The sequence below is a fragment of the Amycolatopsis sp. NPDC043887 genome (genome assembly GCF_056435665.1).
In genome coordinates, this window is record NZ_JBWKEB010000002.1 from 306,245 (window position 1) to 326,152 (window position 19,908).

The 19,908-nt window shown below is 69.4% G+C and carries 21 protein-coding genes; 11 read left to right on the plus strand and 10 right to left on the minus strand.

Annotation, left to right across the window (positions count from 1 at the left end; translation table 11 throughout):
• The first annotated feature begins 62 nt into the window (after positions 1–62).
• Positions 63–716 carry a pyridoxamine 5'-phosphate oxidase family protein gene (locus AC069H_RS06590; protein ID WP_478231590.1) on the plus strand — a complete coding sequence of 218 codons (654 nt, stop codon included), beginning with the start codon at positions 63–65 and terminating at the stop codon, positions 714–716.
• 81 nt (positions 717–797) lie between these two features.
• Here AC069H_RS06590 and AC069H_RS06595 read toward each other — a convergent pair whose 3' ends face one another.
• Both AC069H_RS06595 and AC069H_RS06600 read right to left on the minus strand, forming a co-directional pair.
• Positions 798–2,234 (minus strand): sensor histidine kinase, encoded by a 1,437-nt coding sequence (locus AC069H_RS06595; protein WP_478231591.1) that lies wholly within the window; start codon positions 2,232–2,234, stop codon positions 798–800.
• Positions 2,231–2,926 carry a response regulator transcription factor gene (locus AC069H_RS06600; RefSeq protein WP_478225759.1) on the minus strand — a complete coding sequence of 232 codons (696 nt, stop codon included), beginning with the start codon at positions 2,924–2,926 and terminating at the stop codon, positions 2,231–2,233. Before AC069H_RS06600 ends, AC069H_RS06595 begins: the two co-directional genes overlap by 4 nt.
• A 136-nt stretch (positions 2,927–3,062) precedes the next feature.
• On the opposite strand from AC069H_RS06600, the gene AC069H_RS06605 reads away from it, so the two are divergent.
• The 6 genes from AC069H_RS06605 (at position 3,063) to AC069H_RS06630 (ending at position 7,943) form a co-directional block, all read left to right on the plus strand.
• Complete coding sequence (locus AC069H_RS06605; RefSeq protein ID WP_478231592.1) at positions 3,063–4,409, plus strand: ferredoxin reductase family protein; 1,347 nt, start codon at positions 3,063–3,065, stop codon at positions 4,407–4,409.
• Between the two features lie 17 nt (positions 4,410–4,426).
• On the plus strand, positions 4,427–4,846 hold the full coding sequence (locus AC069H_RS06610) for an FMN-binding protein (RefSeq protein ID WP_478231593.1): 420 nt from the start codon (positions 4,427–4,429) through the stop codon (positions 4,844–4,846).
• Entirely contained in the window at positions 4,843–5,580 is a 738-nt protein-coding gene (locus AC069H_RS06615) for an FAD:protein FMN transferase (protein WP_478231594.1), read from the plus strand. Before AC069H_RS06610 ends, AC069H_RS06615 begins: the two co-directional genes overlap by 4 nt.
• 70 nt (positions 5,581–5,650) lie before the next feature.
• The gene (locus AC069H_RS06620) at positions 5,651–6,031 is read left to right on the plus strand and encodes a VOC family protein (RefSeq protein WP_478225763.1); all 381 of its coding nucleotides are present in this window, start codon (positions 5,651–5,653) and stop codon (positions 6,029–6,031) included.
• Positions 6,028–6,855, plus strand: a complete 828-nt coding sequence (locus tag AC069H_RS06625) for a class I SAM-dependent methyltransferase (protein ID WP_478225764.1) — start codon at positions 6,028–6,030, stop codon at positions 6,853–6,855. Before AC069H_RS06620 ends, AC069H_RS06625 begins: the two co-directional genes overlap by 4 nt.
• 74 nt (positions 6,856–6,929) lie before the next feature.
• Positions 6,930–7,943 (plus strand): asparaginase, encoded by a 1,014-nt coding sequence (locus AC069H_RS06630; protein ID WP_478231595.1) that lies wholly within the window; start codon positions 6,930–6,932, stop codon positions 7,941–7,943.
• Positions 7,944–8,017: 74 nt separating this feature from the next.
• On the opposite strand, the gene AC069H_RS06635 is transcribed toward AC069H_RS06630, so the two are convergent.
• The 3 genes from AC069H_RS06635 to AC069H_RS06645 all read right to left on the minus strand — a co-directional run bounded on the left by AC069H_RS06635 (position 8,018) and on the right by AC069H_RS06645 (position 10,440).
• Entirely contained in the window at positions 8,018–8,497 is a 480-nt protein-coding gene (locus tag AC069H_RS06635) for a cysteine dioxygenase (protein WP_478231596.1), read from the minus strand.
• Between the two features lie 186 nt (positions 8,498–8,683).
• The gene (locus AC069H_RS06640) at positions 8,684–9,697 is read right to left on the minus strand and encodes an NAD(P)H-dependent glycerol-3-phosphate dehydrogenase (RefSeq protein ID WP_478231597.1); all 1,014 of its coding nucleotides are present in this window, start codon (positions 9,695–9,697) and stop codon (positions 8,684–8,686) included.
• Positions 9,697–10,440, minus strand: a complete 744-nt coding sequence (locus AC069H_RS06645) for a lysophospholipid acyltransferase family protein (RefSeq protein WP_340683420.1) — start codon at positions 10,438–10,440, stop codon at positions 9,697–9,699. Before AC069H_RS06645 ends, AC069H_RS06640 begins: the two co-directional genes overlap by 1 nt.
• Before the next feature lie 90 nt (positions 10,441–10,530).
• Here AC069H_RS06645 and cofC point away from each other — a divergent pair, with 90 nt between their 5' ends.
• The 3 genes from cofC to AC069H_RS06660 are packed head-to-tail and all read left to right on the plus strand — an operon-like array spanning position 10,531 to position 14,427.
• Entirely contained in the window at positions 10,531–11,136 is a 606-nt protein-coding gene (gene cofC, locus AC069H_RS06650) for a 2-phospho-L-lactate guanylyltransferase (protein WP_478231598.1), read from the plus strand.
• Positions 11,137–11,194: 58 nt separating this feature from the next.
• On the plus strand, positions 11,195–13,495 hold the full coding sequence (locus AC069H_RS06655; RefSeq protein ID WP_478231599.1) for an RNA degradosome polyphosphate kinase: 2,301 nt from the start codon (positions 11,195–11,197) through the stop codon (positions 13,493–13,495).
• Entirely contained in the window at positions 13,492–14,427 is a 936-nt protein-coding gene (locus AC069H_RS06660) for an NUDIX hydrolase (protein ID WP_478225770.1), read from the plus strand. The genes AC069H_RS06655 and AC069H_RS06660 overlap by 4 nt, the downstream gene beginning before the upstream one ends.
• Before the next feature lie 471 nt (positions 14,428–14,898).
• On the opposite strand, the gene AC069H_RS06665 is transcribed toward AC069H_RS06660, so the two are convergent.
• From AC069H_RS06665 to leuC, 3 genes are all read right to left on the minus strand, one after another.
• Positions 14,899–15,564 carry an HU family DNA-binding protein gene (locus AC069H_RS06665; RefSeq protein ID WP_478225771.1) on the minus strand — a complete coding sequence of 222 codons (666 nt, stop codon included), beginning with the start codon at positions 15,562–15,564 and terminating at the stop codon, positions 14,899–14,901.
• A gap of 253 nt (positions 15,565–15,817) precedes the next feature.
• Complete coding sequence (leuD, locus tag AC069H_RS06670) at positions 15,818–16,420, minus strand: 3-isopropylmalate dehydratase small subunit (RefSeq protein WP_125673388.1); 603 nt, start codon at positions 16,418–16,420, stop codon at positions 15,818–15,820.
• 49 nt (positions 16,421–16,469) lie between these two features.
• Positions 16,470–17,888 (minus strand): 3-isopropylmalate dehydratase large subunit, encoded by a 1,419-nt coding sequence (gene leuC / locus AC069H_RS06675; RefSeq protein ID WP_478225772.1) that lies wholly within the window; start codon positions 17,886–17,888, stop codon positions 16,470–16,472.
• A gap of 79 nt (positions 17,889–17,967) precedes the next feature.
• Between leuC and AC069H_RS06680 the strand changes: the two genes are divergently transcribed.
• Complete coding sequence (locus AC069H_RS06680) at positions 17,968–18,669, plus strand: IclR family transcriptional regulator (protein ID WP_007031477.1); 702 nt, start codon at positions 17,968–17,970, stop codon at positions 18,667–18,669.
• A gap of 72 nt (positions 18,670–18,741) precedes the next feature.
• Here the strand turns inward: AC069H_RS06680 and AC069H_RS06685 are convergent, their stop codons facing one another.
• Both AC069H_RS06685 and AC069H_RS06690 read right to left on the minus strand, forming a co-directional pair.
• A complete protein-coding gene (locus AC069H_RS06685) occupies positions 18,742–19,134 on the minus strand; it encodes a hypothetical protein (RefSeq protein WP_478231600.1) in 393 nt (130 codons plus the stop codon).
• A 108-nt stretch (positions 19,135–19,242) separates the two neighbouring features.
• The gene (locus AC069H_RS06690; protein WP_478225774.1) at positions 19,243–19,905 is read right to left on the minus strand and encodes a winged helix-turn-helix domain-containing protein; all 663 of its coding nucleotides are present in this window, start codon (positions 19,903–19,905) and stop codon (positions 19,243–19,245) included.
• Positions 19,906–19,908 lie beyond the last annotated feature (3 nt).

The following is a 19,908-nucleotide window of genomic DNA, read 5'->3' on the forward strand; positions in this document are numbered from 1 at the left end:
CCTTCACAAGTATAGGAGAATTGGACATTATTACAGGCCACTCTCGGGGTGAGACTACTCGCATGTCCACCCCGCTCTCACCTACCGACCGGACCACTCTCGGCCGCAAGAAGAACCGCGCCCTCACCGGCCGCTCGGCGCTGTACTCGGTGCTCGACGAAGCCCTGATCTGCCACCTCGGCGTGGTGCGCGACGGCGTCCCGCTGGTCATCCCGACCGGCTACGGACGCGACGGCGACACGCTCTACCTGCACGGATCGACCGGCGCGAGGAGCATGCGCGACTCCGACGGCGTCGAGGTGTGTGTCACGGTGACCCTGCTCGACGGCATCGTCTACGCGCGCTCGGTCAACAACCACTCGATGAACTACCGCAGCGCGGTCATCCTGGGCAAGGCGGCCGCGGTGACCGATCGCGAACGCAAGATGCACGGCCTCCACGTGCTGACCGACCACCTCGCGCCCGGTTCGTGGGAGCACGCGAGGGACATCAACGCGAAAGAGTTCGCGTCCGTTTCGGTGCTGGAGCTGGACCTCACCGAGGCTTCGGTGAAGATGCGCGGCGAGGGGCCCGACGATCCCGAGGACGAGGTCGCGGCCGATCTCTCGTGGGCGGGGGTACTGCCGGTGCGGACCGTGTTCGGGGAACCGGAGCCGTCGGCGGATCTCGTCAGTGACTGGACGGTGCCGGACCACGTGAAGCGGCGGGTCGGGTAGCCGCCGCCAGCCTGCAATGAAGGACGCTTTCATGGCAGATTTCGCAAGGAAAGCGTCCTTCATTGCACGCGCGAGAGGGGGTCACGAGCGGTGGCGCGGCAGCCGCACGGTGAACGTCGTCGCCCCCGGCACGCTCTCGACCTCGATCGTCCCGCCGTGCGCCGAAACCAGCGACAGCACCACCGAAAGCCCGAGCCCGGTCCCGCCGTTGCCGCGCGTGCGGGCGGTGTCGACCCGGTAGAACCGGTCGAAGATCCGCTCCCGCGCCTCCGGCGGGATCCCGGGCCCGGCGTCGCCCACCCGCAGGACGACCTCCGAGTCCGAAGCCGAAGCCGACAGCGTCACCGGCGTCCCTGGCGGCGTGTGCACCGCGGCATTGGCGAGCAGATTGTCCAGCACCTGCCGTAGCCGCACCGGATCCGCTTGCAGGACAACACCTTCCGGTACCGCGCCGATGCTCAGCGGATGTTCCGGGCGGCCGGCGGCGAAGGCCTCCCCCGCGTCGGTGATCAGCTCGGCGACGTCGACGTCGACCAGCCGCAGCGGCGCCTCGGTCTCCGGCGCGTCGAGGCGCGCGAGGAGCAGAAGGTCGTCGACGAGCACGCTCATCCGCTGCGTCTCCTCCCGGATCTTCGACAGGTGTGCGTCGCGTTCGGCGGGTTCGTTCGCCGCGGCGTAGCGGAAAAGCTCGGCGTAGCCCCGGATCGACGTCAGCGGCGTGCGCAGTTCGTGGGAGGCGTCGGCGATGAACCGCCGGAGCCGCTCGTTCGCCTCCCGGCGCGCTACCAGTGAGGAATCGAGGTGCGCCAGCATCACGTTGAACGCCGTCCGCAGTTCCTCGACCTCGGCACCGCCGCCGCTCGCCTGCGCGCGCACCGGGAGATCGGCGTTCGTGGTGAGGTCGTGCGAAGCGATGTCGTGCGCGGTCCCGGCCATGTCGCTCAGCGGCCGCAGCCCCCGCCGCAGCACCAGCCGTCCCGCGATCACCAGCACCGCCAGCGCCAGCAGGAACGCGACGACCTCGACCATGATCAGCTGGCTGACCGTCCGGTCCAGATCGGCCTGCGGCGCGGCGCTGACCAGCACGATGTTCTGCGCCGGTTCGATCGGGCAGGCCCGGACGCGGTAGGTGCCCTTGTCCTCGATGTAGACGGTGCGCAGGACCTCGGTCCGCGTCGCGTCCTCGGCGACCTTTTCGAGCGCCTTCGTGTCCGGCGGCAGGGAACCGCCCGCCTGCGGCAGCGCGTCACCGTCCCGCACGGCGAAAACAGCGGAGAACCAGCCGTACGCCTGCTGCGGTTTCCCGCCGTGCGTGGTGCGCAGCGACGGCACCTGGCTGATCTGGGTCTTGGCGAGCTGCTCGTCGAGCCGGTCGTTCAGGTAGCCCTTCATGATGCCGACCATCACGGTCCCGACGACGGCGAACACGACCAGCGCCAGCGCGCCGAGCCCGAGCGCCAGCCGCGTGCCGAGCCTCGACCGGCGCCAGGCGTCGTACCACCGGCGCAGTATTTTCATCTCGCCGCCTGCCGGACGACGTAGCCGACACCGCGCACGGTGTGGATCAACGGCTCGTTCCCCGCGTCGAGTTTGCGGCGCAGATGCGAGATGACGAGTTCGACCACATTGGACCGGCCGCCGAAATCGTATTCCCAGACGTGGTCGAGGATCTGCGCCTTGGTCAGCACCGAAGGCGAACGCCGCATGAGGTAGCGCAGCAGTTCGTACTCGGTCGGGGTCAGCTCGGCGGGTTTGCCGCCACGGGCGACCTCGCGGGTGTCCTCGTTCAGGGTCAGGTCACCGACCCGCAGCATCGCGGCCTTGGCCTGATTGGTGCTCCGCCGCAGAACGGCGCGCAGCCGTGCCATCAGTTCCTCGACGGAGAACGGCTTCACGAGGTAGTCGTCGCCGCCGCGGGTGAGCCCGGCGACCCGGTCCGCGGTCGCGTCCTTCGCGGTGAGGAAGACCACGGGCACCGCCGTCCCGGACTCGCGGAGCTTGTCCAGCACGGTGAACCCGTCGATCCCGGGCAGCATCAGGTCGAGTACGACGATGTCGGGCCCGAATTCGGCGGCACGCTCGAGCGCGGCCTCCCCCGATCCGGCGGTGACGGCCTGCCAGCCCTCGTAGCGGGCGACGGTGGCCACCAGGTCGGCGATATGCGGCTCGTCGTCCACCACCAGCAGGCGGACGGGGTTCTCGGTGTTCACAAGGCCATCCTCCGTGAACGCGCGCGCGAGGGCGAGGCGGGAGCGCACACGACAGGAAGCCGACAGGTTCCGCCAAGAAAGGTCACAGGTTGGCACAGCAGGCTCGGCGCTTGAACCGGACCGGAAGGAACCACGTGTGACCATCATGACGCAGACCGCCGTGAGACCGCGCCCGGCGATCCGTCCCAGGATCGCCGCACGCGCCGGGCTCTTCCTCTTCCTCGGGGCCAACGTGGCCACCGTGACCATGCTCTTCTTCGCCGCCGGGCCGTCGGACAACGTGCTGATCAGCATCGGCAGGCTCGCCGGGCTGTACGGGGCGCTGGCGATGGCGTTCCAGCTGCTGCTGGTCGCCCGGCTGCCGTGGCTCGACCGCCGTCTCGGCATGGACCGGCTCACCGGCTGGCACCGCTGGACCGGGTTCAGCCTGCTGTGGACGCTGCTCGCCCACTTCGTCTTCATCGTCTTCGGCTACGCGCAGGTGGAGGACAACGGCGTGGCCGACGAGTTCGTCACGATGGTGACCAAACTGGAGGGGATTCTGCGCGCGGTCGTCGCGTTCGCGCTGATCCTCCTCGTCGGCGCCGTTTCCGCCCGGTTCGCCCGCCGCCGTCTGGCGTACGAGACCTGGCATTTCCTTCACCTCTACACCTACGCCGCGGTCGTGCTGGCGTTCAGCCATCAGATCGCGCTGGGCGGATCGTTCGCGTCGTCGCCGGGGGCTCAGGCCTACTGGTGGGCGGTGTGGGGCGTCGCGCTCGGTTCCGTCGTCGCCGGCCGGGTGGTGCTGCCGCTGGCGCGTAACCTGCGTCACCGGTTGAAGGTCGTCGCCGTCGTCCCCGAATCGCGCGACGTCGTCTCGGTGTACATCTCCGGCAAGCACCTCGACAAGATGCCCGCGCGGGCGGGCCAGTTCTTCCTGTGGCGCTTCATGACCCGGGATCGCTGGTGGCAGGCGAATCCGTTCTCGCTCTCGGCCGCGCCGGACGGCCGTACCCTGCGGCTGACCGCGAAAGCCGCCGGTGACGGCAGCGCGTCCCTGCGGTCGCTGAAGGTCGGCACCCGGGTGTTCGCCGAAGGGCCGTACGGCGCGTTCACCACGATGCACCAACAGAAACCGGACGCGTTGCTCGTCGCGGGCGGCGTCGGGATCACCCCGATCCGCGCGCTGCTGGAGGAGATCTCCGGACACGTCGTGGTGCTCTACCGCGTCCGCGACGAACGCGACGCCGTCCTCCTGCCCGAGCTGATCGGGCTGGCGCGGGCGCGCGGCGCGGTCGTCCGGGTCCTCAGTGGACCGTCCGATCAGGCCGGTCCGATCCTCGGCGCGCCCAACCTGCGGCGGATGGTCCCGGACATCACCGACCGGGACGTCTTCGTCTGTGGCCCGCCCGGAATGACCTCGGCGACGCTGCGCAGCCTGCGGCAGCTGCGGGTGCCGTCCCAGCAGGTCCACGCCGAACGCTTCAGCCTCGCCGCCTGAGTCAGGGAGTCCCGATCATGAAGAAGACCATCGTCGCCGCCACGGTCGCCCTTTCGGCCGCCGGCTTCCTCGGTGTCTGGCTGTACGAACCCGGTCCGCTCGGCTCGGAGACCGTGGCCGTCGCCGCGCCCGTACCGTCCGCTGTGTCTACTTCGGACGGTGGGGCATCCGAAGGTGCCGAGCGCACCGTCGACGGTTCGGTGGAGAGCAACCGGTACGGCACCGTCCAGGTGCGGCTGGTGATCTCGGCCGAGGACAGGATCTCCGAAGTCCGCCTGCTGCAACGGCCGACCAGCGGCCGCGGGGTCGCCGCGATCCCGATCCTGCAGGAGGAGACGCTGACCGCGCAGAGCGCCGACATCGACACCGTCTCCGGGGCCACGTCGACGAGCGAGTCGTACGTCAAATCGCTGCAGGCGGCGCTGGACGCCAGATGAACCACATCGAACAGGTGATGGGGCTGCCGGTCTCGGTCGACGTCCGGGCGGGCGGTGACCTCGTCGACCACGCGATCGACGGAGTTTTCGGCTGGCTGCGGGAGGTCGACGCCCGGTTCAGTCCGTTCAAGGCCGACAGCGAGGTCTGCCGCTACGACCGCGGCGAACTCGCGCCTTCGGAACTGAGCGACGACCTCCTGGAAGTCCTGTCGCTGTGCGATCACTACGAACGGTTGTCCGGCGGGGCGTTCACCGCCCGGCTCCCCGGGCGGCGGCTCGATCCGAACGCGGTGGTGAAGGGCTGGGCGGTGCAGCGGGCGGCGTCCCTGTTACTGGCCGAGGGCCTGGACGTGTTCTGTATCAACGCGGGCGGGGACGTGGTCACCGCCGGCGAACCGGAACCCGGCCGCGCCTGGCGGGTCGGCATCCGGCATCCCGAACGGCCCGGCGCGGTCTGTGCCGTGGTCGAATCGTCCGGTGGCGCGGTCGCGACCTCGGCGGAATACGAACGCGGCGCGCACATCCTGGACGGCAGGACCGGGCGCCCGCCCGTCGGCCTGCTGAGCGTCACGGTCGCGGCCGACGACCTCGTCACCGCGGATTCCCTCGCCACGGCCGCTTTCGCGATGGGGACCGAGGGGATCGCCTGGGTCGCCTCGCAACCGGGGTGCCAGGTGCTGGTCATAGACGCGGAGCGGCAGGTGCACCGGTCGCCGGGGCTTCGGCTCGCTTGAACGGCGTGTCGGCTCACCGCCGGTTTAAACCGTTGGCCGGGCTTCGCGGGCTCAGGCAGACTGCGGCGTCATGACCTCTGTCGTACAGAACTTCTTCTTCGACTGCGCCGACGCCTACGAACTGGGCCGCTTCTGGAGCGGCGTCGTCGGCAAACCGATGGCCGACGACGACGTGCCGGGCGATCCCGAAGCGATCATCGAGATGGACAACGGTGTCACCCTGTTCTTCGGGCAGGTCCCGGAGCCGAAGACGGTGAAGAACCGGATCCACCTCTGCCTCCAGCCGGACATCCCGCGCGACGAGGAGGTGGAGCGCCTGCTGAAACTCGGCGCGACCCTCCTCCACGACCGCCGCAACCCGGACGGCACGGGCTGGGCCGTCCTCGCCGACCCCGAGGGCAACGAATTCTGCGTCCTGCGCAGCGCCGCCGAAAAGGCCGCCACCTCGTGACGGACTATCTGACCGTCAACCGGGCGAACTGGGACGAACGCGCTCCGGCGCACGCCGCTTCGGCGGACTACGGCTACGAGAAGTTCGTCGCGGACCCCACGCATCTCAGCGGCGTGGTCACCTTCGACCGGCCGCTGCTCGGCGACGTCTCCGGCGCCCGGGGAGTGCACCTGCAGTGCCATATCGGCACGGACACGCTTTCCCTTTCCCGCCTCGGCGCACGGATGACCGGCCTCGACTTTTCCGCGCCCGCGCTGGAGATCGCGCGACGCCTTGCCGCCGAGACCGGCGCCGGGATCGACTACCACGAATCCGATGTGTACAGTGCCGCCGATGTGCTGGGCGCCGGGGAGTTCGACCTCGTCTACACGGGGATCGGCGCGCTCTGCTGGCTGCCGGACATCGCCCGCTGGGGACAGGTCGTCGGCGCGTTGCTGCGGCCGGGCGGGCGGCTGTTCATCCGCGACATGCACCCGATGCTGGGCACCCTCGACGAGACACAACCGCTCATCACGCCGCGCTACCCGTACTTCGAGCAGGCCGAACCGCTGGTGTTCGACGAACCGGGGACCTATGTGGACACCGACGTCTCGTTCCAGCACAACCGGACGCACGAATGGAACCACGGGCTCGGCGAGATCGTCACTTCGCTGCTCGACGCGGGGCTGACCCTGACGCGGCTGGTGGAACACGACAGCGTGCCGTGGAACGCGCTGCCCGGGTTCATGACCCTGAACGAGGCGACCGAGGAATGGCGGCTGACCGAGGATCCACGGCGGCTGGCGGCCAGTTTCACGATCGAAGCAGTGAAGGGGCGGCGGTGAGCATTGGGGGTCGTGAGTGGTAAGGACGGTTAGAACCGTCCTTACCACTCACGAGACTTTGGAAGAATGTCCTCATGAGCGTCTCCCCTGAGAAACGGCCCCTGGTCGCCGTCGCCGCCCTGGGCGGCACCATCTCGATGGTCCCCGGCGACGGCGAGGACCACGCCGTCCCCCGGCTCACCGCCGCCGACCTGCTCGGCGACCTGGGCGAGAGCCTCGAGATGGACGTCCGCGCGGAGACGCTCGCGGGGATTTCCAGCGCGTCGATGGATTTCGCGACCCTGCTCAGGACAAGGGACTGGGCGGCCAAGGCCGTCGACGAGGGCGCCGAAGGTGTCGTCGTGGTTCAGGGCACGGACACGCTCGAAGAGACCGCGTACTTCTTCGAACTGACATGGGCTTCCGAGGCGCCGATCGTGATCACCGGCGCGATGCGCAACCCCAGCCTGCCCAGCGCCGACGGCGCGGGGAACCTGCTTGCCGCGTTGACCGTCGCCGCCGATCCCCGCAGCCGGGGCCGCGGCTCGCTGGTCGCGTTCAACGACGACGTCCACGCCGCGCGCTGGGTGCGCAAGGCGCATTCGAGCCATGTCGAGGCGTTCTCCTCGAATCCCGCCGGGCCCCTCGCGCTGCTCAGCGAGGGCTTGGTGCACTACTTCCATCCGGTCGCCGCCCGCCCGGCGGCGTTGCCGCTGGAGAACGCGGACTTCTCCGGGCTGGTGCCGATCGTCGAGAGCGGTGTCGAGGACACCGGCGAACTCCTGGAAACGCTGGTCAAGGCCGGAGTGAAGGGCGTGGTGCTCGCCGCGAACGGCGCCGGGCACGTTTCGGCGGGGTCCGCCGACGTGATCGAGCGGGTCCTGCCCGAGGTGCCGATCGTGGTCGCCGGCCGCACCGGCGCCGGGCCGACGTTCCGCGGCACCTACGGCTTCCGCGGTTCCGAATCGGATCTGATCGCGATGGGCGTGACCATGGCCGGCTGGCTGGACCCGCGCAAATCCCGGCTCCTGCTGCACACCCTGCTCGCCACCGGCGCTTCACGAGACCGCGTCGAGGCCGAATTCCGGCTCCGGGGCGACCTCGCCTGACCCGGCATTTCGTCCTCTGAATGCGGTAGTTGCACGCGCAAGGAACGCATTCAGAGGACTAAATGCGGGAGGTGTCAGTCCCGGACCGGGCCGGAGACGGGGTCCAGGTGGTACGGCCGCATGGCGCGGGGCCGGTGCCGGTAGACGTGCACGCTGACGGCGGGATCCGGGCCGTCGTTGCGCACTTCGTGGACGTAGCCGGGACCGAAGACGCGAGACTGGCCTTCCGACAGCGAGTGCAGCTCGGTGACGGCCCGCCCGTCGACGGCGCGCCGGGCGACGGTCTCGCTCAGCTTGCCGCCGACCACGGTGAACGCGCCCGCGGCGAATTCGTGGTCGTGCAGGTCGGTGCGCTGGCCGGGCAGCCAGCTCATCAACCAGATCTCCTGCAGTTCGTCCGCGTCGACGAGCGCGGAAAAACGCTCCTCGGGGTCGTAACGCAGCAGGTGCCGCCAGCGGTCACGGTCCGCGGCGAATTCGAGCGCGACGCGCACCGGGTGGCGCAGGGCGGGGTTTTCGGGAACGACGAGCGTGTTGTCCGGGACGGCGAACATGGAGAGGTCCTCGCAGAAGGAAGAAGGAGTCGAGCTGGGCCGGGGCGGGGTTCACCGACAACAGCGACACGCGACCACGCCAAGACCCGAGCGGTCCCGCGACACAGTCATCCCACGTGCGAACATGCGCTCAGCGAACCAGCGCGGAGCCCGCCGGTCAACCGATCCCACTCCGTGGACCGCGCCTCAGGACCACTCGTGCTTCTGCGACCGTCCGAGCAGCTCGGCTCCCGCGCGCCGCGGGTCGACCCCTTCATGGCACACGCGGTGCATCGCGTCGGTGATCGGCATGTCGACACCGAGCCCCATCGCGAGTTCCCGGATCGACGTGCACGATTTGACGCCCTCGGCGACCTGACCGCCGGTGGCCGCGAGCGCCTGCTCCAGCGTCTCGCCCCGGCCGAGCCGCTCGCCGAAGGTCCGGTTGCGCGACAACGGCGACGAGCAGGTCGCCACCAGGTCGCCGACGCCGGCGAGCCCGGCGAAGGTCAGCGGGTCGGCACCCAGTTTCGCGCCGAGCCGGGCCATCTCGGCCAGCCCGCGGGTGATCAGGGTGGCCACGGTGTTCGCGCCGAGCCCGAGCCCGGCCGCCATCCCGCAACTGAGCGCGATGACGTTCTTGCACGCCCCGCCCAGCTCGCAGCCGACGACGTCGGTGTTGGTGTACGGACGGAAGTACTGGTTGAAGCTCGCCCGCTGGATCGCCTTGGCGTTGTCGTGGTCGGTGCAGGCCAGCACCGCCGCCGCCGGCTGCCCCAGCGCGATCTCCTTCGCCAGGTTCGGCCCGGACACGACCACGATCTGCCCGGCGTCGACGCGGGCGATCTCGGCGATGACCTCGCTCATCCGCTTGAGCGTGCCGAGTTCGACGCCCTTCGCGAGGCTCACCAGGATCGCGTCGGTCGGCAGCAGACCGGACCACTCCGACAGATTGGTCCGCAACGTCTGGCTCGGCACCGCGAGCACCACGGCCTGCGCCCCGGCGAGGGCCTCGGCCGGATCCGCCGTCGCGGTGATCCGCTCCGGCAGTTCGATATCGGGTAAATAGGACGAATTGCGGTGCCGTTCCCGGATGTCGGTCGCGACCTCGGGCCGACGGGCCCAGATGGTCACGTCCCGTCCGGCGTCGCCGAGCACCTTCGCGAACGCCGTCCCCCACGATCCGGCGCCGAGCACGGTCACCCGCTGGACCTCGGCCATCAGGCGTCGTCCTCCGGCTTCTTCGCGGGCGGTTCCTCCTGGCGGATCTCCGCGAGCAGCGCGGTGATCTCGGTCATCATCAGCTCGGTGACCTCGCGCAGCTTGGACGCGCTGCGGGTCGAACCGTTCTTGTAGGCGGAAAGATCCATCGGCTCGCCGACCAGGTGCGTGATCTTCTTGCGCGGGAAAGGCGTGAACTTCTTCGTGTAGCCGTTGAAGATGTGGTTCGTGCCCCAGCGGGCGATCGGGATCACCGGCACGTCGGTCTCCAGCGCGAGCCGCGCGGCCCCGGTGAACGGCTTCTTCGGCCAGCCGTCCGGATCCTTGGTGATCGTCCCCTCCGGGTAGATCACGACGACCTTGCCGTCACGCAACGCCTGGTGGGCGGCCTTGAGGCTGTCGCCGGCGGCGGCCGAACCGCGGGAGACCGGGATCTGCCCGGCGCCGACGAAGATCTTGCCGAAGACCGGCGCCCTGGTCAGGCTCTCCTTGCCGAGGAACCGCGGCACCCGCTTCTGGCGGTGCACGAACACCGCGTCCACCGCCGGGTCCATGTGGGACACGTGGTTGAGCAGGAGCAGCGCGCCGCCTTCGCGGGGGATCCGCTCGGCGTTGCGGTAGACCCGCTTGCCGATGGCCGTCGCCGGGTAGAACAGTGCGGCGGCGATGCCCACCCAGATGCCGCCCTTCTCACGCCGGGCCAATTCGTCCTCCTCGAAGTCACACGTGTCGTCCCAGGCCACTGATCCTGCCGCGCGCATCCGAGCGCGGTCCAGGGAGGGTCGGGTAAGAAGTGAGATGTGGACTGTGTGGGCTTTGACCTGATAGTGCCGATGAAACGCCCCGCCGAGGGCAAGTCCCGGCTTCGCGGCGCGGTCGTGCCCGAGCGGCACCCCGAACTGGTGCTGGCGCTGGCCTACGACACGCTGTCCGCGGCGACCTCGGCGGACGGGGTCCGGCGGGTGCTGGTGGTCGCCGCCGACCCGGCGTCGGTGGCGGATCTCACCGAGCTGGGCGTCGAGATCGTCACCGAACCGTCGCGCGGCGGATTGAACGCGGCCCTGCGCCACGGCGAAGAACTGCTCCGCCGGGACTCGCCGTCGGGTCTCGTCGGCGCGCTGCAGGCCGACCTGCCCGCGCTGCGGACCGAAGACCTCACCGCCGCCCTCGCCGAAGCCGCCGGGCAACGAGCGTTCGTCGCGGACCGGCAGGGAACGGGTACGACCCTGTTGCTCGCGGGGGCGGGCCGCGCGCTGGCACCCCGGTTCGGCGCGGGTTCCGCGCGGGCGCACACCGCGTCCGGTGCGACCCCGCTCACGATCGCCGCGGAATCGCTCAGGGCGGACGTGGACACCGCGGATGATCTCGCTCACGTTCGCACCCTGGGTGTCGGAAAGCGCACTTCAACGCTGTTGGGAATACCCTGCGTGGTGATGTGACGAGAGTTCACCCTGGCGACCCGCGCGCGGCGCACATAATCGCCCCGAGTGGTGAACAATGAAGCCCGTGAGCACAAATGACGGCGGCACCCCGAACTCGGCAAGGAAGCGGAAGACCTCCGCCACGAAACCGGAACCGGACAACGGCACGGCGAAACCCGCCAGGGCGAGGAAGGCCTCTCCCGCCGCGAAGACCTCCCCGCGCGCGACGCGTGGTGGTTCGGCGAGCCGTCCCGCCCAGGAGTTCCGCGCGCTGCCCGCCGCGCCTCCCGCGGTGACGTCGGCGCCCACCGCGGTCGAAACCCTGCCCGACGACCGGTACTTCAACCGTGAGCTGTCATGGCAGGACTTCAACGCGCGCGTGCTCGCGCTGGCCGAGGACGAGTCGCAGCCGCTGCTCGAACGCGCCAAGTTCCTGGCGATCTTCGCGTCCAATTTGGACGAGTTCTACATGGTGCGGGTCGCCGGGCTGAAGCGCCGCGACGAGACCGGGCTGCCGGTCCGCAGCGCGGACGGGCTCACCCCGCGCGAGCAGCTGGCCTACATCGCCAAACGCAACCAGGACCTGGTCGAGCGGCACACGAACGCCTTCGAACTGCATCTGCGGCCGCAACTGGCGGCCGAAGACATCCGCATCGTCGGCTGGAACGACCTGGCCGGCGCCGATCAGCTCCGGCTGTCCAACTACTTCAGCGAGCAGATCTTCCCGGTGCTCACACCGCTGGCCGTGGATCCCGCGCACCCGTTCCCCTACATCTCCGGCCTTTCGCTCAACCTGGCCATCACCGTCCGGGACCCCGAAGCCGGCACGGAGCGGTTCGCGCGGGTCAAGGTGCCGAGCAACGTGCCGCGCCTCATGCGGATCGAGCAGCAGCCGCGGGAGAGCCGCACCGCGACGTTCCTTCCGCTGGAGGAACTGATCGCCGCCCATCTCGGCGAGCTGTTCACCGGGATGGAGGTCACCGAGCACCACGCCTTCCGGGTCACCCGCAACGCGGACTTCGAGGTCGAAGAGGACCGGGACGAGGATCTTCTCCAGGCGCTGGAACGCGAACTGGCCCAGCGCCGGTTCGGCCCGCCGGTGCGGCTCGAAGTGGCGCAGGACATGAGCGAGCACATGCTCGAACTGCTGCTGCGCGAACTGGAGGTCGACCCGCGCGACGTCGTCGAGGTCCCCGGTCTGCTGGATCTCACCTGTCTGCACCAGTTGTCCGGTGTCGACCGGAAGGAACTCAAGGACCGCCCTTTCGTTCCCGCCACGCATCCGGCGTTCGGTGAGCGCGAGACGCCGAAGTCGGTGTTCGCGACGTTGCGCGAGGGCGACGTCCTAGTGCACCACCCGTACGACTCGTTCTCCACCAGCGTCCAGCGGTTCATCGAACAGGCCGCCGCGGACGACAAGGTGCTGGCGATCAAGCAGACGCTGTACCGCACCTCCGGCGACTCCCCGATCGTCGACGCGCTGATCGACGCCGCCGAGGCCGGCAAACAGGTCGTCGCGCTGGTCGAGATCAAGGCACGGTTCGACGAACAGGCCAACATCACCTGGGCCCGCACACTGGAACGCGCGGGCGTGCACGTGGTCTACGGGCTCGTCGGGCTGAAGACGCACTGCAAGGTGTCGATGGTGGTGCGCCAGGAGGGTTCGACCATCCGCCGCTACTGCCATATCGGCACCGGTAACTACAACCCGAAGACCGCGCGCCTGTACGAGGACCTCGGCATCCTGACCGCCGACCCGACGATCGGCGCGGATCTGACGGATCTGTTCAACGTGCTGACCGGGTACTCCCGCCAGGACACCTACCGCAACATCCTCACGTCGCCGCACGGGATCCGCCGCGGCATCGTGCGCGCGATCGGCGAGGAGATCGAACTCGCCCGCGCCGGCCAGACCGCCGGGATCCGGATCAAGTGCAACTCGCTCGTCGACGAGCAGGTGATCGACGCGCTGTACCACGCCTCACAGGCCGGGGTGCCGGTCGACATCGTGGTGCGCGGGATCTGCTCGCTGAAACCGGGTGTGGAGGGACTGAGCGAGAACATCCACGTGCGGTCCATCCTCGGCCGCTTCCTGGAACACTCGCGCGTCTTCACCTTCCTCGCGGGCGGCACGCGGTGGATCGGCAGCGCGGACATGATGCACCGCAACCTGGACCGCCGGATCGAAGCGCTGGTGCGGGTCAAGGATCCGAAGCTGACGGCGCAACTGGACTACATCTTCGAATCCGCGTTGCATCCCTCGACCCGGTGCTGGGTGCTGAACTCGACCGGCGAGTGGAGCCCGTTCCCCGCCTCCGGTGACGACGTCCGCGACCACCAGGTCGAGCTGGCGAAGCGACACGGGGCGGCGGGATGAGCGGGGTCATCCGAGCGGCGGGAGCCGTTCTCTGGCGGCGTGACGGGGACCGGATCGAGGTCGCGCTGGTCCACCGGCCGCGCTACGACGATTGGTCGCTGCCGAAGGGAAAGCTGGATCCGGGCGAGACCATCGCGGGCGCGGCGGTCCGGGAGATCGAAGAGGAGACCGGATTCGAGGCGGTCCTCGGCCGCTATCTGGTCCGGACCGAATACACCGTCGCGGGAGTGCCGAAAACGGTCGACTACTTCTCCGCGCACGCCGTTTCCGGTGCTTTCGCGCCGAACGAGGAAGTCGACGAGCTGCGCTGGCTCGACGCGGAGGCGGCGGAGAAACTGCTGACGCGGCACGAGGACGTCAGGGTGCTGCGCGAGTTCTCCGCGCTGCCGCCCGAACTCACCACGGTGATCCTGGTGCGGCACGCCAAAGCGGGTAAACGCGACGAGTGGAACGGCGACGACGACCTGCGGCCGCTGTCGGACGCGGGCCAGCGCCAGGCCGAAGCGCTGCGGTCGCTGCTGCGGCTCTACGCGCCCGGCAGAGTGCTCTCGGCGCCGCGGCTTCGCTGTGTCCAGACGGTGAACGGGCTCGCCGAAGACCTCGGAGTCGAGATCCGGCACGAGCCGCTGCTGTCGGAAGAGGGCTACTGGCCGGACCCGGTGCTCGGTGTCGCGCGGCTGCTGGCCATCGCCGGTGACGGCGGGACGCCGGTGATCTCCAGTCAGGGCGGGGTGATCCCGGACGTCGTCAGCGCGCTGGCCGACCGCGACGGCGTCGACCTGACCGCCGCTCGTGGCGGTGTGGTCCCGTCGAAGAAGGGTTCGTTCTGGGTGCTGTCGTTCCGGCCCCCGACCGAACAGGACGGACCGATGCTGGTGGCGGCGGACTACTTCGCGTCGCCTTTGCCCACGCCCGCTCCCGCACATCCCTGACGTTTCGCCAGCGCTTATCGCCGAACTCGCGTGTTTGGAGCCGTAACTCGCGTGTCTGGAGCCGTAACTCGCGAGTTCGGCTTCCGATCACGCGAGTTACGTCCCTGATCACGCGAGTTTCGTCTTTGCGCACGCTCCCCCACGTGGGTGACGTGCCCTACTCCGGCTGTGTCTCGCGCCATGTCGATCGTCGCTCCACTGTGGAGGGCGGCGCCGGGAAACCGCGGTGATGCGTCCATCGGAGTGACCGGGCGAAGCGGATTCTTTTCCGCGACTCGCCCACGGCACGAGAATCGCGTCACATCCGCCGCTGGGCCACCGCGGATCCGTTCCGGGACATGAATCCCCAAGACGTCCTGCGCGAGCGCGTCGGGGGAAACCAGGCGGTCGCACGGCATACCGGCCGGAAATGCGGCAGGGCCCCGTGCCGTGCGCGGGGCCCTGCCGTTGGCTCACTCGTGAGGAGAGAGCTTACTTCTTCTTCGCGGCGGCCGAAGTCCGCTTGGCCGGAGCCTTCTTCGCGGGAGCCTTGGCGGCGGTCGCCTTGGCGGCCGGCTTCGCGGCGGCCTTGGTGGCGGTCGCCTTCTTGGCCGTGGTGGCGCGAGTCGTGGCCTTGGCGGCGGTCTTCGGCGCGGCCTTGGTGGCGGTCGTCTTGGCCGCCGCCTTGGTCGCGGTCGCCTTGGCGGCCGGCTTCGCGGCGGCACGCGTCGTCGTGGCGGCGGCGCGGGTCCGCGTGGTCGTGGAACGCGTCGCGGCCGGGCGGCTGGCGGCCGTCCGGGTCGTCGTCGCGCGGGTGGCGGTGGCGCGAGTGGAGGTGCCGGCGGTCGCGCGCTTCACAGCGGTGGCCTTCGGCAGCTTCTTCGAACCACTGATGACGTCCTTGAAGGTCGTGCCGGCGCGGAACGCGGGCACGTTGGTCTTCTTGACGCGAACGGTCTCACCGGTGCGCGGGTTCCGCGCGGTGCGGGCGGCGCGGGCGCGCTTCTCGAACACACCGAAGCCGGTGATGTTCACCTTCTCGCCCTTGTTGACCGTCCGGATGATGATGTCGACAAGGCCATCGACGGCCTCCGACGCGACCTTCTTGTCGCCCAGGCGCTCCGACAGCGCCTCGATCAGCTGGGCCTTGTTGGCCATTCCAGTCCTCCAAGAAGAACTACTTGTACACGGCCCCGTCGGCCGACTTAGCGCACACGGTATTACCAATGCAGCACAAATTCCAAACGACGCGCGGAAATTTCCCTTGTCTCGGGGGCTGTTCCGCCTCCCGAGGGACCCCTTCAGGGCCTCTCGAGGTGCCGTTCGGTGTGGTTTCGGGGCTGACGTGGAGGACCCCGGCCGGGGTGCGGATTCCCTGCTCAGCAAGGGAATCCGCCCCCTTCGGACCGCCTTAGGAGGAGGCCGCCGGGAGGGTCACCGGCTTCCAGGAGGGGCGCCGGGTCTCGAAAGTGTCGATCTCCTCCGCGTGGCGGAGTGTCAGGGCGATGTCGTCGAGCCCTTCGAGGAGCCGCCAGCGGGTGTAGTCGTCGATCTGGAAGGGCGCGGTGAAGTCCTTGGCTCGTACCGTCTTCGACTCGAGGTCCACCGTGACCTCCGTCCCGGGCTCGTTTTCGAGCAGCTTCCACAGCAGTTCGACGTCCGCCTGCTCGACCTGAGCGGCGACAAGGCCCTGCTTGCCCGAGTTGCCGCGGAAGATGTCCGCGAACCGGGAGGAGATCACGACCCGGAATCCGTAGTCCATCAAGGCCCACACCGCGTGCTCGCGGGAGGAACCGGTGCCGAAGTCCGGGCCCGCGACCAGGACCGACCCGTTCTTGAAGGGCTCTTGGTTGAGGATGAACGACTCGTCGGAACGCCAGGCGGCGAAGAGCCCGTCCTCGAAGCCGGTGCGGCTCACGCGCTTGAGGTAGACCGCCGGGATGATCTGGTCAGTGTCCACGTTGGACCTGCGCAGCGGGACCCCGACGCCGGTGTGGTGGGTGAACGCGTCCATGTTGGGAACTCCTTCGCGGATGTCAGCGATGTCAGTGCCGTCAGCGCCGTCAGCGGGCGGCGGCGGGCTGCAGGTCTTCGGGGCTGGACAGCGTGCCCCGCACGGCCGTGGCGGCCGCCACGAGCGGCGAGACCAGGTGCGTCCGGCCGCCCTTGCCCTGCCTGCCTTCGAAGTTGCGGTTCGAGGTCGACGCGCTCCGCTCGCCCGGCTTGAGCTGATCCGGGTTCATGCCGAGGCACATCGAGCAGCCGGCCTGCCGCCATTCCGCGCCCGCTTCGGTGAAGACCCGGTCCAGCCCTTCGGCTTCCGCCGCCTGGCGGACGCGCATCGAGCCGGGGACGACGAGCATCCGGACCGAATCGGCGACCTTGTGCCCGCGCAGGACGTCCGCGGCGGCCCTCAGATCCTCGATCCGGCCGTTCGTGCACGAGCCGAGGAAGACGGTGTCCACCGCGATCTCGCGCAGCGGCGTGCCCGGCTTCAGGTCCATATAGGACAGGGCCTTTTCAGCGGCGATGCGCTCGTTCTCGTCGCCGATCCGCTCCGGGTCGGGCACCTCGGCGCCCAGCGGGAGCCCCTGGCCAGGGTTCGTGCCCCAGGTCACGAAAGGCGTGAGCTCGTCGGCGTTCAGGCGCACCTCGGCGTCGAAGACGGCGTCCTCGTCCGTGCGCAGTTCGCGCCAGTTTTCGACGGCGGCGTCCCAATCGGCGCCCCGCGGCGCGTGCGGACGGCCCTTCAGATACGCGAACGTCGTCTCGTCCGGCGCGATGAGCCCGGCGCGCGCGCCCGCTTCGATGGACATGTTGCACACCGTCATCCGGGCTTCCATCGACAGCTTTTCGATGGCCTCGCCGCGGTACTCGAGGACGTAGCCCTGCCCGCCGCCGGTGCCGATCTTCGCGATCACCGCGAGGATGATGTCCTTCGCCGTGACACCGGGGCGCAGGGCCCCGTCGACCGTGATCGCCATCGTCTTGAATGGACGGAGCGGCAGGGTCTGGGTCGCCATCACGTGTTCGACCTCGGAGGTGCCGATGCCGAACGCCATGGCGCCGAAGGCACCGTGCGTCGAGGTGTGACTGTCGCCGCACACCACGGTCATCCCGGGCTGCGTCAGGCCCAGCTGCGGGCCGATGACGTGCACGATGCCCTGCTCGGCGTCGCCCATCGGGTGCAGCCGGACACCGAACTCCTTGCAGTTGGCGCGAAGGGTGTCGACCTGGGTGCGGGACACGGGATCCGCGATCGGCAGCTCGATGTCGATCGTCGGGACGTTGTGGTCCTCGGTCGCGATGGTGAGGTCGGGGCGGCGCAGTTTCCGGCCCGCCAGGCGGAGTCCGTCGAACGCCTGCGGGCTGGTGACCTCGTGCAGCAGGTGGAGATCGATGTAGAGCAGGTCGGGCTCGGCCCCCTCGCCTCGCCGCACCAGGTGCGACTCCCACACTTTCTCGGCCAGTGTCCGGGGCATTTCCGGCTCCTCACATGCGGTGAAATCGGTACTTCCCACCATCTGGACATCTCAAACTTCGGGAAGATAGTATCGGCTTGTGGGACAGCATAGCGGTATCGGAGTACTCGACAAGGCCGTGGCCGTGCTTCAGGCCGTGGCCGAAGATCCTTGTGGCCTGGCGGAACTGTGCACGCGGACCGGTTTGCCGCGCGCGACGGCGCATCGGCTCGCGGTCGGCCTCGAAGTGCATCGCCTGTTGCGCCGCGGCCCCGACGGGCGCTGGCGTCCGGGTACCGCGCTCGCGGAACTGGCGGGCGGTTCGACCGACCCGCTGCTCGACGCGGCGAGTTCGGTGCTGCCGAAATTGCGCGACATCACCGGCGAAAGCGTTCAGCTGTACCGCCGCGACGGCGTCCAGCGCGTCTGCGTCTCGACCGCGGAACCGCCGAGCGGACTCCGTGACACGGTGCCGATCGGTTCACGGCTGCCGATGACCGCGGGCTCCGGCGCGAAGGTGCTCGCCGCGTGGTCGGATCCGCACACACAGCGCACGATCCTCACCGAGGCGGTGTACGGCGAGCGCACCCTGCTCGAAGTCCGCCGCCGCGGCTGGGCCCAGAGCGTGGCGGAACGGGAACCCGGTGTGGCGAGTGTCTCGGCGCCCGTACGGGATTCGACGGGCACCGTCGTCGCCGCGGTGTCGGTTTCCGGGCCCATCGAACGTATAGGGCGTAAACCGGGGGCGCGCTGGGCCGCGGACCTCCTCGCCGCCGCGGACGCGCTGCAGGAGCGTCTCTGAGCTCAAGACGAGTGAAGGCCCCCTGCGGCGCAGGGGGCCTTCACTGTTCCCGTCCCGAAAGGAAGGGCCGGATCAGAACTCGTCGGCCTTGGTGAGCTCGTGTTCGAAGGTGTCGGCACGCGTGACGAGAGCCTTCAGCGGGTGTTCGAACTCGTTGACCAGGTTCAGGTCGACCAGCGGGATCGTGTGCTTGAGCAGCGCGACACCGTCCACCACCGCCGCGCCGCCGACCGAATCCCCGCCTGCCAGTTCGAGCAGGCGCCGCAGATCGATCTTGTCGGCCCAGCCGACCGGAGACGAGATCTCCACCCACTCCGCGCCGTCGTGGTCGGGCAAGTGGTGCAAGGACACCTGCTGGCCGCGGCCGTCGCCGGTGTCGACCCGGAACCGGAGCCAGTCGTCCCGCTCTTCGAGCACCTCGTACCGCGCCCGGACGAAATTGATCACGCCTGCCCAGATGGACACCCTCGTCACCTCTCGGTTTCGCCGCCTCGTGCGCTGTCGAGCATGGCACATCCGGGACGGACGGAGTGTCGATGGTCTCGTTCTGGGGCGGTTCATCCCCGAGAGGGGCTAAAGCGGCGCCATCCGGTAACCAGACCCCCGCACGGTGTGGATCAGCGGCGGGTCCTTGAGCTTCCGCCGCAGCCGCGCGATCACGACGTCCAGCACGTTGGACGCCGGATCCGCCATCTCGTCCCACGCGTACCGGATCAGTTCCCGCCGCGAGACCGGCCGCCCGGTCGCGGCCATCAGCCGCTCCATGACGAGATACTCCTTGCGCGTCACGGTGAGCAGCACGCCCGCACGGGAGATCTGATGCCTGCCGGTGTCGAGTTCGACGTCGGCGCACCGCAGGACCACCGCCTGCCCGGCCATGTCGCGGCGGCACAGGCTGCGCACCCGCGCGATCAGTTCCGGCATCGCGAAGGGTTTGACCAGGTAGTCACCGCCGCCGACGCGCAACCCGTCGATCCGGTCGGCGACGCTGTCGCGCGCGGTCAGGAACAGCACGGGCATCGGCCATCCGGCGCCGCGCCGGTTGCGCACATAGGCCAGCGCGTCGCCCGAAGGCAGCATCCGGTCGAACACCGCGCAGTCGTAGGCGTTCACCATCAGCGCCTCGTCCGCGCCGGGCAGGTCGGCGGCGGTGTCCACCGCGAACCCGTCCCCGCGCAGCGCGAATTCCAGCGCCACCCGCAAGTTCTCGTCGTCCTCGGTCACCAGCACCCGCACACG

Bases quoted from the DNA above. Each gene is read 5' to 3' on its own strand.
- AC069H_RS06660 (WP_478225770.1), top strand. From the start codon at position 13,492: ATGAGCGGGGTCATCCGAGCGGCGGGAGCCGTTCTCTGGCGGCGTGAC.
- AC069H_RS06665 (WP_478225771.1), bottom strand. From the start codon at position 15,564: ATGGCCAACAAGGCCCAGCTGATCGAGGCGCTGTCGGAGCGCCTGGGC.
- cofC (WP_478231598.1), top strand. From the start codon at position 10,531: ATGAAACGCCCCGCCGAGGGCAAGTCCCGGCTTCGCGGCGCGGTCGTG.
- AC069H_RS06620 (WP_478225763.1), top strand. From the start codon at position 5,651: ATGACCTCTGTCGTACAGAACTTCTTCTTCGACTGCGCCGACGCCTAC.
- AC069H_RS06595 (WP_478231591.1), bottom strand. From the start codon at position 2,234: ATGAAAATACTGCGCCGGTGGTACGACGCCTGGCGCCGGTCGAGGCTC.
- leuD (WP_125673388.1), bottom strand. From the start codon at position 16,420: ATGGACGCGTTCACCCACCACACCGGCGTCGGGGTCCCGCTGCGCAGG.
- AC069H_RS06635 (WP_478231596.1), bottom strand. From the start codon at position 8,497: ATGTTCGCCGTCCCGGACAACACGCTCGTCGTTCCCGAAAACCCCGCC.
- AC069H_RS06640 (WP_478231597.1), bottom strand. From the start codon at position 9,697: ATGGCCGAGGTCCAGCGGGTGACCGTGCTCGGCGCCGGATCGTGGGGG.
- AC069H_RS06590 (WP_478231590.1), top strand. From the start codon at position 63: ATGTCCACCCCGCTCTCACCTACCGACCGGACCACTCTCGGCCGCAAG.
- AC069H_RS06615 (WP_478231594.1), top strand. From the start codon at position 4,843: ATGAACCACATCGAACAGGTGATGGGGCTGCCGGTCTCGGTCGACGTC.
- leuC (WP_478225772.1), bottom strand. From the start codon at position 17,888: ATGCCCCGGACACTGGCCGAGAAAGTGTGGGAGTCGCACCTGGTGCGG.
- AC069H_RS06655 (WP_478231599.1), top strand. From the start codon at position 11,195: ATGAAGCCCGTGAGCACAAATGACGGCGGCACCCCGAACTCGGCAAGG.
- AC069H_RS06610 (WP_478231593.1), top strand. From the start codon at position 4,427: ATGAAGAAGACCATCGTCGCCGCCACGGTCGCCCTTTCGGCCGCCGGC.
- AC069H_RS06630 (WP_478231595.1), top strand. From the start codon at position 6,930: ATGAGCGTCTCCCCTGAGAAACGGCCCCTGGTCGCCGTCGCCGCCCTG.